Source organism: Accumulibacter sp. (genome assembly GCF_029255125.1).
GTDB lineage: Bacteria > Pseudomonadota > Gammaproteobacteria > Burkholderiales > Rhodocyclaceae > Accumulibacter.
Window position 1 is genome coordinate 1 of the sequence record NZ_JAPUVR010000063.1, and the last position, 14,594, is coordinate 14,594.

The 14,594-nt window shown below is 65.6% G+C and carries 12 protein-coding genes; 1 reads left to right on the forward strand and 11 read right to left on the reverse strand.

Translation table 11 applies throughout. From position 1 onward, the window contains the following. From cas2e to gdhA, 10 genes are all read right to left on the reverse strand, one after another. On the reverse strand, positions 1-292 hold a 292-nt coding region (gene cas2e / locus Q1L59_RS03010), incomplete at its 3' end, for a type I-E CRISPR-associated endoribonuclease Cas2e (RefSeq protein WP_366145618.1). After that, positions 261-1,160, reverse strand: coding sequence for a type I-E CRISPR-associated endonuclease Cas1e (gene cas1e / locus Q1L59_RS03015; protein ID WP_300327862.1), 900 nt, complete (start codon positions 1,158-1,160; stop codon positions 261-263). The genes cas1e and cas2e, both read right to left, overlap by 32 nt. Position 1,161: 1 nt before the next feature. Next, positions 1,162-1,899, reverse strand: coding sequence for a type I-E CRISPR-associated protein Cas6/Cse3/CasE (cas6e, locus tag Q1L59_RS03020; protein WP_300327864.1), 738 nt, complete (start codon positions 1,897-1,899; stop codon positions 1,162-1,164). Then, on the reverse strand, positions 1,890-2,624 hold the full coding sequence (gene cas5e, locus Q1L59_RS03025; RefSeq protein WP_300327866.1) for a type I-E CRISPR-associated protein Cas5/CasD: 735 nt from the start codon (positions 2,622-2,624) through the stop codon (positions 1,890-1,892). Before cas5e ends, cas6e begins: the two co-directional genes overlap by 10 nt. Then, a complete protein-coding gene (cas7e, locus tag Q1L59_RS03030) occupies positions 2,624-3,778 on the reverse strand; it encodes a type I-E CRISPR-associated protein Cas7/Cse4/CasC (RefSeq protein WP_300327868.1) in 1,155 nt (384 codons plus the stop codon). Before cas7e ends, cas5e begins: the two co-directional genes overlap by 1 nt. Positions 3,779-3,782: 4 nt before the next feature. Further along, positions 3,783-4,280 carry a type I-E CRISPR-associated protein Cse2/CasB gene (gene casB, locus Q1L59_RS03035; protein WP_300327870.1) on the reverse strand — a complete coding sequence of 166 codons (498 nt, stop codon included), beginning with the start codon at positions 4,278-4,280 and terminating at the stop codon, positions 3,783-3,785. Continuing rightward, positions 4,267-5,820: a type I-E CRISPR-associated protein Cse1/CasA gene (gene casA, locus Q1L59_RS03040; RefSeq protein ID WP_300327872.1), complete on the reverse strand. Its 1,554-nt coding sequence runs from the start codon at positions 5,818-5,820 to the stop codon at positions 4,267-4,269. The genes casB and casA overlap by 14 nt, the downstream gene beginning before the upstream one ends. Then, positions 5,804-8,386 carry a CRISPR-associated helicase Cas3' gene (cas3, locus tag Q1L59_RS03045; protein WP_300327874.1) on the reverse strand — a complete coding sequence of 861 codons (2,583 nt, stop codon included), beginning with the start codon at positions 8,384-8,386 and terminating at the stop codon, positions 5,804-5,806. Before cas3 ends, casA begins: the two co-directional genes overlap by 17 nt. Positions 8,387-8,439: 53 nt before the next feature. Beyond that, positions 8,440-8,820, reverse strand: coding sequence for a hypothetical protein (locus tag Q1L59_RS03050; RefSeq protein ID WP_300327876.1), 381 nt, complete (start codon positions 8,818-8,820; stop codon positions 8,440-8,442). Between the two features lie 488 nt (positions 8,821-9,308). Further along, positions 9,309-10,649: an NADP-specific glutamate dehydrogenase gene (gene gdhA, locus Q1L59_RS03055; protein WP_300327878.1), complete on the reverse strand. Its 1,341-nt coding sequence runs from the start codon at positions 10,647-10,649 to the stop codon at positions 9,309-9,311. Positions 10,650-11,081: 432 nt separating this feature from the next. Here gdhA and Q1L59_RS03060 point away from each other — a divergent pair, with 432 nt between their 5' ends. Further along, complete coding sequence (locus Q1L59_RS03060; protein ID WP_300327880.1) at positions 11,082-13,622, forward strand: PEP/pyruvate-binding domain-containing protein; 2,541 nt, start codon at positions 11,082-11,084, stop codon at positions 13,620-13,622. Positions 13,623-13,834: 212 nt separating this feature from the next. Here Q1L59_RS03060 and Q1L59_RS03065 read toward each other — a convergent pair whose 3' ends face one another. Continuing rightward, positions 13,835-14,410, reverse strand: a complete 576-nt coding sequence (locus tag Q1L59_RS03065; protein WP_300327882.1) for an OmpA family protein — start codon at positions 14,408-14,410, stop codon at positions 13,835-13,837. Between the last annotated feature and the right edge of the window lie 184 nt (positions 14,411-14,594).

A 14,594-nucleotide genomic window follows, 5' to 3' on the forward strand; every position in this document is an offset into this window, starting at 1 on the left:
GATCAGTCGAGCGATGCGTTGTAAGGAGTCCGTCTATTGCTACGACTTCGACGGGAGGAACGCCGAGTGTGCGGACGGATTGTCCACAAGGTGCGGTATTGTCGGCCCATACCATGACGACCGAAGCATCTTTTTCCAAGGCAAACCAGTCGGTGAGCACGGCCCAGATGCGTTCGCGTACCGTGGGGGAAATGTGCGGCGCGCTGTAGACGCCGGGAGCCAGTTCGAGCAGGGATGAGGCGAGGAATCCCCGGCTGCGGTTACTGACGTTGCGCGTCACGACCAGCGTCATCGACACTGAGCAACTCCTTTATACGGTCGATCATTTTCGGGATCAGCTTGCTGCGGCGGAACTCGACGGCAGCTTCCTTGCGCAGGGTTCTTTCCAGGTTGAGGCAGGGATTATCCAAGCAATGTCGCGCCGCCTTGAAAGCCAGCGGGATGGTGAGTTCGGCTCGGTACAGGTCGGCAATGTCCAAGGTGAATGCATTGTTCGAATCCTCGTGAACAAAGCCGAGCGGGGGAAGTGCGCCGACTGCTGCTACGGCGACATCTGCCGCACACTCGACGAAGGTGGCGGCATGGTTGATCGCCTGGTTCGCGACATCGGCGTCGTCGGGCCGGCCGCGATCGTAGCGACGGCCTTCCCAGGGAAGACGATAGCGATCGGCCTGGATGCGGTAGATTTCCTTCATGCGGGCACCTTCGATACCACGCAGCACGGCTATTTCCCGGTGTGGAGGAATCTTGCCGAAGCGCACGGCGTACATCTTGCGCGCGATGTCGAGCCGGGCCTTTTCGTCTGCCCATAGACGTGCATGCTTGCGCGCGACATCGCTGTGCGCCTGGCCCATCGGCGGGGCGGTGTAGAACTTCGTTCCTCCTTCGCCGACGGCGGCCAGTAGCGTACCGTGGCGGGCCAGAATGCGCAGGGCGTCGTGACTGACCGTTGAGCCGGGACCGAGAAGGACGAGCGAGACGTTCTGGTACGGGATGGCATAGTCGCCGGCTTTCATCTCGTCCGACTCGGCGCAGATGAAGCGCAGGGTCCCGTCCTCGACGAACAGGCGGCCGCGCGCGAGCCAGACGAGTCCATGGCGATCGACATGCGGAATGCGTGCCTCGGCCAGGCCGAGGCGGCCGACGAGCAATCCCGCCATTTCAGCGTATCGCCGGGCCCGGGGGACGCAACAGCAACATGCCGAAGCCGAAGGCTCGATGCCGACCGATGCCGCGTTCGAGAAGACGGGCGAAGGCTTCGGGATCGTGGACGGTCAACTCGCCGGAGAACAACGCATCCGGCCGTTCTACTCCGCGGCGCCGTCCTGCTTCGCCGGTGCGCGATTGGCGCAGCGTCAGTACCCGGCGAAAGCCGATCAGTGAGACCGCTTCGCTGGTGGCCTGGGCGGCGCCGTCGCGTCCGAACTGGCGAACGAGCCACTGGCCATAGATCTCCGCGCGCCCCGCCGGTTCACGGCCCTCGGCATGAGCCCGTTCGACTTCCACCAGGTAGGCATCCCTTTCCCGCTCGCCGCGAACGACCGGGCTCGCGCGCAGTTCGAAACCGAGGCGGCGGCCGCTTGTCCAGACGGCCGGCATTTCCTTGCTTGCTGCGGCCGGCCAGTCGCAGACGCTGAACGCGTCGGGCAGGGCATAATCCTTGGCGCGCCGGGCGAGTCGATCGACGCCGACGCTGGCGTAGCCGAGGAGACGCAAGCCGGTACGGTTTTCGATCAGCCGGAAAGGGCGCGGCGCCTGCTCGCCGAGTGCGGCAGCCAGCCAGGCGTGCGCCGCGTAGCCGAAGTCCTCGTCAAGCGGAGCGCGACCGCCGCCGTGGCCGTGCCGCCAGGCGAAGCGGGTCAGGGCGGCGGGATCGAGGGGGAGGTCGATCATGTACATGACGGCGTCTCCGTGATCAGCCCTTCGGCAACCTGCCGGCTGCCGGCGTGCCACTGATTGTGCCAGTCGCGCTGGTCATGAATCGGGCGGATCTGCTCCTCGCGCGCCTGACCGAGGTCGGCCGGCCAGCGCGCGGCCATGGCCGGAGGCGCCGGGCGGTGCGCACACGTGGCGCGCGGTACGGACTTGAGAATCGACAGTACGTCGGTGCCGCTTCGACGGCCGAGGAGAATCGGTGCGCCGGGCAGGCACGTCTTGCGCCCGAGAAAGAGGGGCCGGGCCGGTCGGCGCAGGGCGCTTTCCAGCGCCTCCAGCGTCGGGCTGTCGTCGGCGGGGGCGAGCAGCAGGGCGGAGGTCAGGACGCCGTTGGCCCAGTAGTGACGGTAACGCTGGTGCGTGCCGAACCTGGCATCCGGCCCGCCGTCCCGATGTTCCGGTTTGCCGCGGGTGGTCCACCCCGCTTCACGCATCTTCGGCTGGCCGAGATCGACCGTGTGGTAATCGACGATGGCTTCGCCGAGGATGTCCCAGCGCGAGGCGACGACCAGTCGTTCCTGCAGGTGGCCGATGCGATCGCCGTCGCGATGGTGCCAGCCGAGCGCGTTCGACAGCAGGCCGGCAAACAGTGAAAGCCCGGGAAAGCGCTCGCTGACGTTGTGCTGGTCGACCCTGACGCCGCCGAAGCTCATCAGCGGTGCGTCGAAACGCAGAATCAGCGCGTCCATCAAGCGGCTCCGAAGAGTGCGTCGAGCGCAGCGCTGAGGCTGTCCTTCAACGGTACGCGGGCGATGTCGGCGAGCTGATCCGTGTTCTGGGTGGAGGCGACGAAGCGTTGCTCGTCCCGGCCATACATGCCGTCGAGTGCGGCGAGATGGCGGCCGAGGGCATCGACCGCCTGCTGCAGCGCGTTTCCCTGTGGCTTCAAGGCTTGCAGATACGCGTTGGCGAGCGTCCTGGGCTGGCTGGCGCCGGTTTCCAGCAGCACCAGTTCTGCCCGCGCGTAGGGAGCGGTTGAGCCGAGTTTGGCGCCGGGGCTGACGGTGGCGATGGCTTGCACCAGACGTTCCAGCACCGCGCGCGCATCGTGCAGCGCCTCCGGCGGCTGTTCGCGCCACTGCACTGGATCGCAGCCGCACAGGTTGGCCAGCAGCAGCGGCAGATCGACGACGACGTAGCCGTAGAACAGGCCGGCGCCGAGTTCCATGTCGCCGGCGTGCGCCGCACCGGCATCTTCATCCGCCTCTTTGAGGTCGTCGACGACGGTGAAGTAATCGATTTCGGTATTCAGCGCGTGGACGGTGAAGGCATGGGCGACGTGTACCGCGGCATCGGTACGGGCCAGAATGTCGGAGGTCACGAAGCGGCCGAACATCGCTCCTTCGACGCCGGACACCAGATTGACGCCGGAGGCTTTCCACATCGCTTGCAGATTGCCTTTTTCCGCCTTCAGGCGCTCGTCAAGCAACTTGACCGGATCGGCATCGCTGGCGGCGCACTCGGTGAGCAGGCTGACCAGATAATCGGCTTCGGGCTTGCCGAAGAGGACGGGTTGCTTCAGACGCAGCGGGTTGTCCTTGTCCTGTCCGCCCTGAACCAGTCGCTTGAGCAGACCTTCGGTGAGCTTGCGGGCGACGGCGTCGTCGACGCCGGCGGACACCACGCGGGCCAGGATTTCGCGTTCGAAGAACAGGCGCGAGCGGATTCCGCCAGGGAGGTTCAGGGCGCGGTGGAAGTCGTCGCGCCAGTGTTTTTTCAGGCACTGCGAAGAGACTCGCATGCGTTCGGCGTTGCCGAAGGGAATGCGCTTGGCCAGACCGGCATCGTCCCGGTTGAGCAGGGCGGCGGCGTACGAGGTCAGGGTGTGTATTTGCAGGAACATGAGGTCAATCCTTCTTCAGGTTGCGGTAGTAGTCGCGGGCGATGCGGGTATTGATCCGTTCGCGGCTGTCGGCGCCGGAAAAGACGAGATCGGCCAGTTGTCGCCAGTCGCAGGCGAGACCCTTGGCGGCGAGTTGGCGGGCGGCGCGCAGGGCGAAGGCGAGCAGCGCGTCGCCTTGCGCCGTCAGCAGGCGTTCGAGGCGGCTTTCGGCGTAGCCGGCTTCAGCCAACGCCTGGCCCCACGGGCGCGTCGGATCGAAGCCGCCGTCGCGCTGGATGGCCAGCGCACAGACCAGGGTTCGCCAGCGCGCTGTCCAGTGCTCGCCCTGCCACGCTTCGTCGACCTGGCGCAGGATGAAGCGGTGCAGCGCCAAAGGCGCCGGACCATCCAGCGCCATGCGCTTCAACGCCGCCCGCTCGCCGTTGGAGAAATGCGGGTCGGCCAGTGCCCGCGCCAAGGCAGGAACGTGCGCGGATGGCCCGCGGGGTTCAGGAGAGTTCATTGCTTACCTCCATGTAGTGCTTGAAGTTTTTCTTCAGGGAGCCGAAGAACAGGGCGCGGGCGCGGGTCTGTCCTCGGTAGTTGCGGCCGCTCCTCAGCGGGACGCGCGCGAAGGCGCGCTCGAGCGTGCTTTCGGCCAAGGCGCGCAGGATGTCGAACCAGGGTTGCAGCGCGGCGGTATCGTCGGGCTGCTCGAGGGTGGACCATAGCCAATCGAAATAGCGCGGGTTCCAGTCGCGGACGAAGGGCGCGGCTGCGCTTTCCACCCATTGCTTGATCTCCCGCTTGTCGATACTGATCGCTTCGGGGCCGCCTTCCAGGAGCGCGAAGAGCGCTGGTTGCAGCGCCTTGTACTGGATCGCGGAGGCCGTTTCCAATCCCGTCCTCGACAAGCCGGCCAGACGATCGCGGGCTGGCCCGGCGCCGACCAGGACGCGGCGAGCTTTTTCCGGAACGCGGATGGCGGCTTCGTGAAAGCCGTCCGTCGTCCCTTGGCCGCGCACGAACACGGCGGCGGAGAACCAGCCGGCACCCTGGCCGGTCGGCGCTTCCTGCATCGCCGCTGGAGTAAAGCCGCCGTCGGCGAAAAGCAGGTTGCGCAGCAGGTCTGGCGTCAGTCCGCTGGCCGGCACCGTGAGCGCGCCACCGGTCTTGGTGTTGATCGGTATCCATGGATCGCCCAGGTTGCCCTTTTGCGGCTTGGCCGCAACGCGCGGGACGGACGCGGTGGCGGCCAAAGCCTGCCAGCCGCCGGCGCTGGCAACCAGGCGAATACGCCGCGCGATCTCCAGGAAAAAGGGATCGAGCGCAGCGAGCGCCAGGCTGTCTTGGCCATCCCAAGGGACGATCCAGAGGAGAACGCGGCCGTTTGCAACATAGGGGTGGGGCTCGGCCAACAGCACTTTGCGATGTGCAAGGAGTACGGGAAGATCGCGCGCGAGGCGTGCGCCCGGGCGTCGGCACTGCTGCCAGGCGACGCAGGGCCGACTCCCGAAGCCGCCATTCATCCGGGCGATGCCTTGATTGCCGGCGCCCAGGAAGCCAATCTGCGTTTGCAGCGTGAGCAGGGCCAAACACCACGCCTCGGCCTCGTCGCTGTGGCCGCGCGCCGCTTTGACGTCATGGTTCTTCGCCGTCTGCAGCACGTCGAGCGCATCCGGCGCGCTGGCCTTCGGCTTGTAGTCGCGGTCGAATACCGCGTGACTCGAGGCTGGCGCCTGCAGGAAGGCGGGACGGGTGGGATCATCGACCACCAGCGTCCAGGCGTCGTCGTTGTCGCAGCCTTCGGCCCGGGTGAGGAGGCGGATGCCAGCACGCCAGAACTCGGCGTTCTGCGCCGGTTCCTGTCGGCCCTGGCGGTCGAGTACGGCGCCGGCCAGATAGCAAAGAAAGATATGCAGGGCGTCTTCCTGGTGGCGCTGCACGCCGGGAAGACTCTCCACCCGGTCGTCGCCGAGCAGGGCGAGAAGCTCAGGCAGGCTGACCCGCATCGTCTGCTCGGGCAGGCGAACGCGGAACAGCGGATCAAGGAGCAGATTCATCACGTTTCTCCAGACCAAAACGGGAATAACGAAAGTGCAGCGAACCGACATCGATCAACAGGGTGTCTTGCCAGGACCTCACCGCGTGCGCCTCTTCGGCGGTCAGTCCGCCGGCCAGATGGCCGGGCAGGTTGATCTCGTCGATGTCCAGGCCGAAAGGGCTGCCATGCAGTCCGCCCAGGCGAAGCGTGCGGTCGTTCAGGCCCAGGCGGGTGGATAGATTCGCTTCGAGACCGTGCGGAAAACGAAAGTCGCCGAAGGGCTTGTCGGGAATCAGCGCGCTGTCGGCGGCGCTTGCCTGGGCGTATTCGCGACCCTCCAGCCGGTCGGCATGCGCCTTCCACTTCGGCGCGGTCAGGGTGGCGAGACGCTCGGGATGGGTGGCCGACTCGACCAGGAAACGGTTGTCGCGCGGGATTTCGATTGGCGGCTCGCCGACCGCCCAATCGCGCGTCAGTTGCAGGATGCGCAGGTCTTCATAGACAAAGCCGAGGCCGGCCATGCCGCCACGGCCGACCTCGCCGTCGTTCCTGAGCAGCGACGAAAGCTCGGGTTCCTCGGGCAGGAGGACGCTGCACTCCGCTTCCGGTCGCGGACCCCGGTCGTGCCGATGCAGACGGCCGATGCGCTGCAGCAAGACGTCGATCGGGCAGAGGTCAGTGATCAGCCAATCGGCGTCGAGGTCGAGGCTCTGTTCGAGCGTCTGGGTGCCGATGAGGAGGACGGCGCCGGCGGGCGAGCCTTTTCCCAGGCAACGGCTGACTGTCTTGTCCAGCAACTCCCGGTCGGCGCGGGCGAAACGCCCGTGGTGTGGGCAGGCCTGGCCATTCACCGCAAACAGTGCTGCGCGCAGGAGCGGGTCGGCATCGGCCAGACGGGTGAGGGCGATCGCGCGTGCCACGGTGTTGAGGACGACCATGACCCGCCGGCCGGCGAGGATCGCGCTGCGCAGTCCGGGTAGCAAAGCCTCGGGTTGGTCCATCGTGCCGAGGGCGCGTATGCGCACTCGCTTGGCGCGCGCGTCAGGGTCGGGCAGGCGGCGCAACGCGCTTCCGGGGGCGCACAGGGCCGGGTAGGGCTGGCCGACGGCGGTCGCGAAATCGTCCATGCCCGACGGTCTTTGTGCCGGCGAGAGGTACTTGGCGCGCGCGGCGCTGCCCAGGGTCGCGGAAAGCAGGAGCGCCCGGCCACCCGCCGCCAGGTGGCGGGCGAGCACGCGCCGGCTGAGGTAACACATGTACGTGTCCGAGCTATGCACCTCGTCGACGACGAGCAGCGAGCGGTCGAGGCAAGCGGCGCGCAGGTGCGCATGCGGCACCTGGATGCCGGAAAAAAGCGCCTGGTCGATGGTGCCGACCGCGACCGCCGCGGCGAGGAAACGCTTCGGCCGTTCGGCGCACCACGCGCGCTCGCGCCGCGCCTGGTCTGCTTCGTGCCAGAGCTGGCCATGCGCCGGCAGCATTCCGGCAGGCTCGCCATCGACCTGGGCGTAGCCCGGTACGGCGAGGAGCACCGGCGGGCAGCGCTCGCCGAACGTCCGGCGCATGGCGCTTTCGACGCGGCCGTAGATCTCGCGCGCAGCGACCCGCGTCGGCAGCGCGAAATACAGGCCATCGACTTCACCGGCAGCAAAAAGCGCCAGGAAGTGCAGCAAAGCGGCTTCGGTCTTGCCCGAACCGGTGTCCGATTCGGCGATCAGGAGCGGCGGCAGATCGGCCCTGGCCAGCGCCGATTGCAGCGGCTTGGGTTCGGCCGCGAGACCGAACACTTGGGCGAACGACGGCAGACCATTCGCCAAGGATTGCCGCGCCTGGTCGATGTCCAGGCCGACCGCGGACAAAGCCCGGCGGGCCTGTCGGCGTGCCCAGGGAATGCGGCTGCCCGCCTGATGGAAGGGGAAGAAAGCTTCCCGGTGCGATCCCAGCCAGTCGGCCAGCATCAGCAGGCCGGCGAACCGGTGTTCGAGGGCCGGTGTCAGTTCGAGCGCTTCCGCTTGTCCGTCGAAGGCCAGCGGAAACGCCTCGTGCGCTGCCCGCCCGAGTCGTGCCAAGGCGACGAAGGGGTCATACGCGTCCTTCTTGCGCCAGAACGTCGCATCGCGCGCTGCCGCGAGTCCATCCAGCGCGTCCCAGACAAACGCCGGCTGGCCATGGTGCGAGACGCTGGCGACGAGCATCCGCAACAGATCGGTCTGCGGGTCGCGGAACCAGCACAGCATGTCTTCCAGGCGGAGCGCGGCGACGGCCTGCTGGCGCAGGTCTTCATCGGCGAGCAGGGCAGCCACTTCCCGCACGTGACCGGCGACGGACTGCGCGCGTGCATCCTCCTTGGCCTGAAAACCGTGGTTGCACTTGCCGATGTCGTGCAGCAGGGCAAACACCGCCAGGCGGTCGAGGTGAATCCCGCTCAGCGGTCGGCCCGCCTCACGCTCGAGGTTACGGCGTATCGCGGGCAGATCGCAGAGCTCGCGGAAGACGCTCGCCACGTCGACGCAATGGTCGGTCAGCGACAGACGATCGACCACGGCGCCTTCCTCGTCGAGCAGCAACTTCCCCCATGCGAGCATGATCCTTCCCCGGAAAAAGACCATAAGGAATCAGTATAAAACTATTTTTCTATTCAGCTCCGGGAAAACCGTCGGCGCAGAGAAGGAAATGGCGGGTGTGCGCCGTAGGCGCGCTTCGCGGGCAAGCTGTGCTTGCCTTTTCCGGATGGCGGCGTGTTTGCGACCCGGTTCGGCGTAACGCGCAGCATGACCAGCGGCGACATCCGGCACTTTGCCGCCCTGATCGTAGAACCGCAGTTCGCCAAGGCGCTTGTGGCAAGCTCGCTGTGGTGCGAGCAAAGCTGCTCGGCCGACGGATCGAGGCGGGCCAGGGTGCGCCGGACAGCAGCCACTTGCGCTGGTGGAGCACGGTCGGACTTGCTGATCAGCAGGCGGTCGGCCATGGCGATCTGCTTGACCGCTTCGGCGTGCCCTGCCAGTTTGCGGCACGACATGCGTCACGTAGACGACGGTTCCCACGCCGCCGTCACCATCCCCGGTTGGCGAAGCAGTTGGTTGAGCACAGTCGTCTGGCCGGCGCCGAAAAGGCCGCTGAGCAGGGTGACCGCCATCCGGCGTTCAATGTCCCGTGAAGACGTGCGACGCTCTGAACGCAGGGCCGGCATTAGCGTTGTTCGTGGCGCTCGCACGTCTGGGCACGGGCGTCTTGCGCAAGGCGATTCGTTCGCCGATCAGGTGGTCGCGCGACTGGCGGTCGAGCTGGCGCCAAGCTTTGCCGGGGTGGCGACAAGGCGGGCGCTGCCGAGTGCAACGGTCGCCATCCGGAAGAGCGGGAGGAAAGGAGGAAAGCAGGGAGGAGGAAGCGGGCGCTTGTCGGCCCCCTTCCGTGTCGGCATGGCCTTCGCGGGCAATCCGGGAAACGCCCGGATGCCCGTTTGCTTACGAGGTCTGTGCCAAGGCGGTGAATCCGTCTCGCGCGCGGTCAGTAGGTGCCCTGCGCCATCATGGCATCGGCCACCTTGACGAAACCAGCGATATTTGCGCCATCCACATAGTTGACGAAGCCATTCTTCTCGCCGTAACGCACGCAGTTGTTGTGAATGTCGGTCATGATCAGGTGCAGACGCGCGTCGACTTCGTCGCGTTCCCACGGCAGGCGCTCGGCGTTCTGAGTCATCTCCAGGCCGGACGTGGCGACACCGCCGGCGTTCGAGGCCTTGCCCGGCGCATAGAGGATCTTCGCCGCGAGGAAGACTTCGACCGCCTCGAGCGTCGATGGCATGTTGGCGCCTTCGGCGACGCATTGGACGCCGTTCTTGACCAGTTCCTTGGCGTCTTCGCCGTCGATCTCGTTCTGCGTTGCGCTCGGCAGCGCGATATCGACCGGCACGATCCAGGGCTTCTTGCCGTGCTCGTACTGGAGGCCAAAGCGCTTCGCATAGTCGGCAACGCGGCCGTAATGGTTGTTCTTGATGTCCATCAGCGCATCGAGCTTCTCGCGCGTGAAGCCCGCTTCGTCGATCACGCTGCCATCCGAATCAGAACAGGTCACCACCTTGCCGCCGAGCTCCAGGATCTTTTCGATGGTGTATTGGGCGACGTTGCCTGAGCCGGAAACCGAGACGCGTTTTCCTTCGAACGACATGTTCTTGCGCGCCAGCATCTCCTGCACGAAATAGACGACCCCGTAACCGGTTGCCTCGGGCCGGATCAGGCTGCCGCCAAAGGAAAGACCCTTGCCGGTAAACACGCAGGCCGCATTGTTCGACAGCTTCTTCATCATGCCGGCCATGAAACCGACCTCGCGGCCGCCGACCCCGATATCGCCCGCCGGGACATCGGTGTCCGGGCCCAGGTGGCGATACAGTTCGATCATCAGCGCCTGACAAAAGCGCATCACTTCGCCTCTGCTCTTGCCTTTTGGATCGAAATTGGAGCCGCCTTTGCCGCCGCCCATCGGCAGCGTCGTCAGTGCATTCTTGAAGGTCTGCTCGAAGGCGAGGAACTTGAGGATGGACAGATTGACCGAGGGGTGAAAGCGCATGCCACCCTTGAAGGGTCCGATCGCTGAACTGTGCTGAACGCGGAAGGCGCGGTTGACATGCGTGTCGCCATGGTCGTCGACCCAGGCAACGCGGAACTGGATTGCCCGCTCCGGTTCGACCAGGCGCTCGAGCAGACCGGACTCGGCATAGCGCGGATTGCTGCTGATGAAGCCCCACAGACTGGCCATCACCTCTTGAACGGCTTGCAGGAACTCCGGCTGATTCGGGTCGCGCGCCCGCACGTAGTCCATGAAACTGGATAGATCCTTGTACTTCATCCTAAGCCCCCATTTACGTTGTCAATAATCCCTAAAGCTTGGGCACTCGAATGCTGCAGTGCGGCAAGCAAGGAAGGATTGTATGCCCCGAATTGGTGCATGTGCAAGCTGTTCGTCGGGGCATGCAGCGACCCTCGTCCGGCCGCATGGGCCTTTGCCGGGCGCCTGATGCGGCAACCTCTCGCTGGCGATGGCCGCTTTCTCCCGTTGTCCGTCAAAGGGTCCCGCCCGCCGACCGAGTGGACGCGCAGACGTCATCGGCCATGCATCAATTCCGCGCTTTCATTGACAAGCTGGCAGGGGAACTGCACGATGTCGGGCCACCGACAGGCGAAGTGGATCCTGGGCAGTCGCGCCTGTCTGCGGCCTGAGCCTTGCCGGCCCTGTTCGCCATTCGACTGACCCGGCTCAGCGCAGGAGCAGGCACCCATCATGGTCACCAGATTCCATCCCACGACAGGCCTGACGGGACTCGACGGCGTACTGCACGGGGTACGGCCGGGCGACAATATCGTTTGGCAGGTCGAGTCGCTCGACAAGTATCGGGCGCTCGTCGAACCCTACGCTGCGGCTGCACGCGCTGAGCGGATGCGGCTGATCTACTTCCGCTTTGCCGACCATCCGCCATTGCTCGCCGAGGTCGAAACGTACCATCCGGACCCCGCCGAGGGCTTCGACGCATTTGTCGATCGGGTGCACTCGGTCATCGAGGCCGCGGGCCGGGAAACGCTCTACGTCTTCGACTGCTTGTCGCACCTGGCCGACGCCTGGCAGTCGGACCGCATGATGGGCAATTTCTTTCGCCTGACCTGCCCGCGGCTGTTCGACCTCAACACCGTCACTTATTTCGGCGTTTTCCGCAACCGTCACGCGCCGGCGGCGATTGGCGTGATCACGGATACGACGCAGTTTCTGATCGACGTCTTTCAGTGCCGCGACAAGCTCTACCTGCGGCCCATCAAGGTTCAGCATCGGTCCACGGCGGTGATGAACCTGATTCACGCCTGGGAGACCGGCGACTGCTTTCGTCCGGTGCGCGACAGCGGCACCGTCTCGGAGATTCTCGCCAACTCGCAGTGGCCCGGCCTCGAGGACAACGCCATCGTCGGCCATTGGCAGCGCCAGTTTTCTGCAGCGAAAGCGGTGGCGGCGCGCCGGGCGGGTTCTCCCGATCCAGCCGAGGAAGAGTGGTTCGTTCGCCTGAGTCGCCTGCTCTTCCCGGTCGATCCTTCGATGGCGCGCCTGATCGACGAATACCTGCGGCTCGACGACTTGCTCACGGCGCGCACGCGGATGATCGGCAGCGGCACGATCGGCGGCAAGGCGCTCGGCATGCTGCTGGCGCGCGCCGTCTTGCGGCGCGACGCGCCGCAGCTCGAAGCTCGGCTCGAAGCGCACGATTCCTTTTATATCGGCGCCGAAGTGTTCGATACCTTCATGGTGCATAACGGCTTGTGGTGGATACGGCGTCGTCAGCGCGCTCCGGAGACCTACCTGCAGGAAGTCGATGCAGCGCGCGCGCGCGTGCTCGCCGGCCGTTTCTCGCCGACGGTAAAACGTCAGTTCGAAGGCATGCTGGAATACTTCGGCGAATGGCCGTTCATCGTACGTTCGAGTTCGCGGTTGGAGGACCGCTACGGCAACGCCTTTGCCGGTCAGTACGACAGCGTCTTCTGCGCCAATCGCGGCCCGTGGGAAAAGCGGCTGGAGAGCCTGCTTGACGCAGTGCGTCGCGTCTACGCGAGCACGATGAGCGAGCAGGCGCTGCGCTACCGCGAACGGCGCGGCCTGCTCGGCGAGAATGAACAGATGGCCGTGCTCATCATGCGCGTGTCAGGCACGGCGGGCGGTCCCTATTTTCATCCGCACGCTGCCGGTGTCGGCCTGTCGGTGAACCCATATCGCTGGAACCCGCATATCGACGTCAAGGCGGGAGTGATCCGGCTGGTCGCTGGCCTGGGCACGCGCGCCGTTGATCGCACGGACGACGACTACACCCGGCTGGTGGCGCTCAACGCACCGGAATTGCGGCCCGAAACCAGCTTCGGCGACATCGCGCGCCACGCCCAGCGGCGCATGGATGCCATCGACCTGGACGCCGACCGCGTCGTCAGCGGTCCGTTCGCCGAAATGGTGAGCGAGCAGGCCGACTTTCCGCTTGATCTGTTCACGACACGCGAAGAAGCGGGCAAGCCTGCCTTCCTGACCTTCGATCGCCTCTTGCGCGAGACGCCCTTTGTCGCCGATCTGCGCGACATGCTGGCAACCCTGCATGCCGCCTATCGTCATCCGGTGGAAATCGAATTCGCGCTGAACGTGCTGCCGGAAGGTGGATATCGCATCAATCTGCTGCAATGCCGCCCGGTGCAGATGCGCAACGTCGATGGCGGCGCCAGCGTAACGCCGCGCTTCGAACGGCCGGCGCCAATCGAGGCACAGGGCGCGGTGATCGGACCGAGCCGCGAGCTGCATCCCGACCGGCTGGTCTATGTCGTGCCCGACGGTTACGGCGCGATGAGCCTTGGTGCGCGGCACGATGTGGCGCGTCTGATCGGTCGCATCAACCAGGCGAGCGGTCAGCACACGCTTCTCGTGCTCGGTCCGGGACGCTGGGGAACGCGCGATCCCTGGCTCGGTCTGCCGGTGAACTTCAACGACATCAACCGGGTAGCCGCGCTCTGCGAGATCGTTGCGATGAACCGGAATCTCGTCCCCGATGTGTCGCTCGGCACGCATTTTCTCAACGAGCTGATCGAAGCCGATATGCTGTATTTCGCCCTGTTTCCCGATCGGGAGGGCAATCGCCTCGACGAGGCTTTCCTGCTCGCGCAGCCGAACCGCCTGGCCGAAATCCTGCCTGGGCAAGGCTATCTGGCCGACGCCGTGCGGGTGATCGACGTTCCCGCCGGGACGGTGCAACTGCTGGCCGATGCGGAGAGCCAGCGCGTCGCGATCTACCTGGACGGTGGCTGATCGTTGGGCGCCTGCGGCCGGCTGCCAGAGGGGTGATCTGCCGCTTGGGGGCGCGCCATTACCGCTTGGCTTTGCGCCAGGCATCGTCGAGGCGTCGGCGTCGGCGGTATGGTGCCAGGCGGCGGTTCGCCCGATCTTGTCTCTGGTTGATCGAGCGATGTGCGGCTGGATGAGTTCTTGCAAGCCGGCCGATCCTCGGCGCGGCGCCTGGGCTATTGCGTCGGACGCGCGGTGATCTCGACGCGCCGGTTGATCGGGCTGGCGGGATCGCTCTTGTCCTTGAGCTGCTCGGAGCCGACGCCGATGGCGCTGGCGAAGGATGGGGAAAGCGCGTAGTTGCGGAGGAAATACTGACGTACGGCTTCGGCGCGCTGCTGCGACAGCCGTCTGTTCAATTGCACCGAACCGGTGATGTCGGTGTGGCCGACGAAAACGACCTTGTTGCCGGATGCTTCGTTGCGTTTGAAGATCGGACCGAACTGGGCCAGCAGGCGCCTTGCCGCCTCGCTGAGCTGAGCCGAACCGGTGGCGAACGAAATTCCGACGGGGAGCGAAAATACTCTCCGGGAGACGATCTGCCCGCAGGTGAACCCGGCCTTGGCCGCTTCTGCGCAATCGTCACTGTTGCCTGCCGACGGGAAAAGGCCACTTTCGATGGCTTCTGGCGTCAGTTCCGCGCTGATCTCCACGCTTTCGTCGGGCGGTTGGGCGAGGGCTGGCGACGCCAGCGCTGCCAGTCCGAGCAAGGCGCAAAAGGAAGCAAGCGTGCGGAACTTGATGGTGATCATGGGCCTCTCCAATTGATCTAAGAACAAAGGCCGATCGACGCGGATACACGGCGAACTCGCCGATCGTCGCCTGGCTCGACCTGTCCAACCCGCCTCCTTCAGGATTTGGACGTTTTTTGATTATACATCGCACATGCTCGTTTCCTCAGCATCCGGCACGCCGCCGAGGTGGCACGGCGGAGCG

Excerpts from the sequence above, each read along its gene's own strand:
- Q1L59_RS03050 (WP_300327876.1), bottom strand. The coding sequence starts at position 8,820 with ATGTCGTGCCGCAAACTGGCAGGGCACGCCGAAGCGGTCAAGCAGATC.
- cas3 (WP_300327874.1), bottom strand. The coding sequence starts at position 8,386 with ATGCTCGCATGGGGGAAGTTGCTGCTCGACGAGGAAGGCGCCGTGGTC.
- Q1L59_RS03060 (WP_300327880.1), top strand. The coding sequence starts at position 11,082 with ATGGTCACCAGATTCCATCCCACGACAGGCCTGACGGGACTCGACGGC.
- cas1e (WP_300327862.1), bottom strand. The coding sequence starts at position 1,160 with ATGGCGGGATTGCTCGTCGGCCGCCTCGGCCTGGCCGAGGCACGCATT.
- Q1L59_RS03065 (WP_300327882.1), bottom strand. The coding sequence starts at position 14,410 with ATGATCACCATCAAGTTCCGCACGCTTGCTTCCTTTTGCGCCTTGCTC.
- gdhA (WP_300327878.1), bottom strand. The coding sequence starts at position 10,649 with ATGAAGTACAAGGATCTATCCAGTTTCATGGACTACGTGCGGGCGCGC.
- casA (WP_300327872.1), bottom strand. The coding sequence starts at position 5,820 with ATGAATCTGCTCCTTGATCCGCTGTTCCGCGTTCGCCTGCCCGAGCAG.
- casB (WP_300327870.1), bottom strand. The coding sequence starts at position 4,280 with ATGAACTCTCCTGAACCCCGCGGGCCATCCGCGCACGTTCCTGCCTTG.
- cas6e (WP_300327864.1), bottom strand. The coding sequence starts at position 1,899 with ATGTACATGATCGACCTCCCCCTCGATCCCGCCGCCCTGACCCGCTTC.
- cas5e (WP_300327866.1), bottom strand. The coding sequence starts at position 2,624 with ATGGACGCGCTGATTCTGCGTTTCGACGCACCGCTGATGAGCTTCGGC.
- cas7e (WP_300327868.1), bottom strand. The coding sequence starts at position 3,778 with ATGTTCCTGCAAATACACACCCTGACCTCGTACGCCGCCGCCCTGCTC.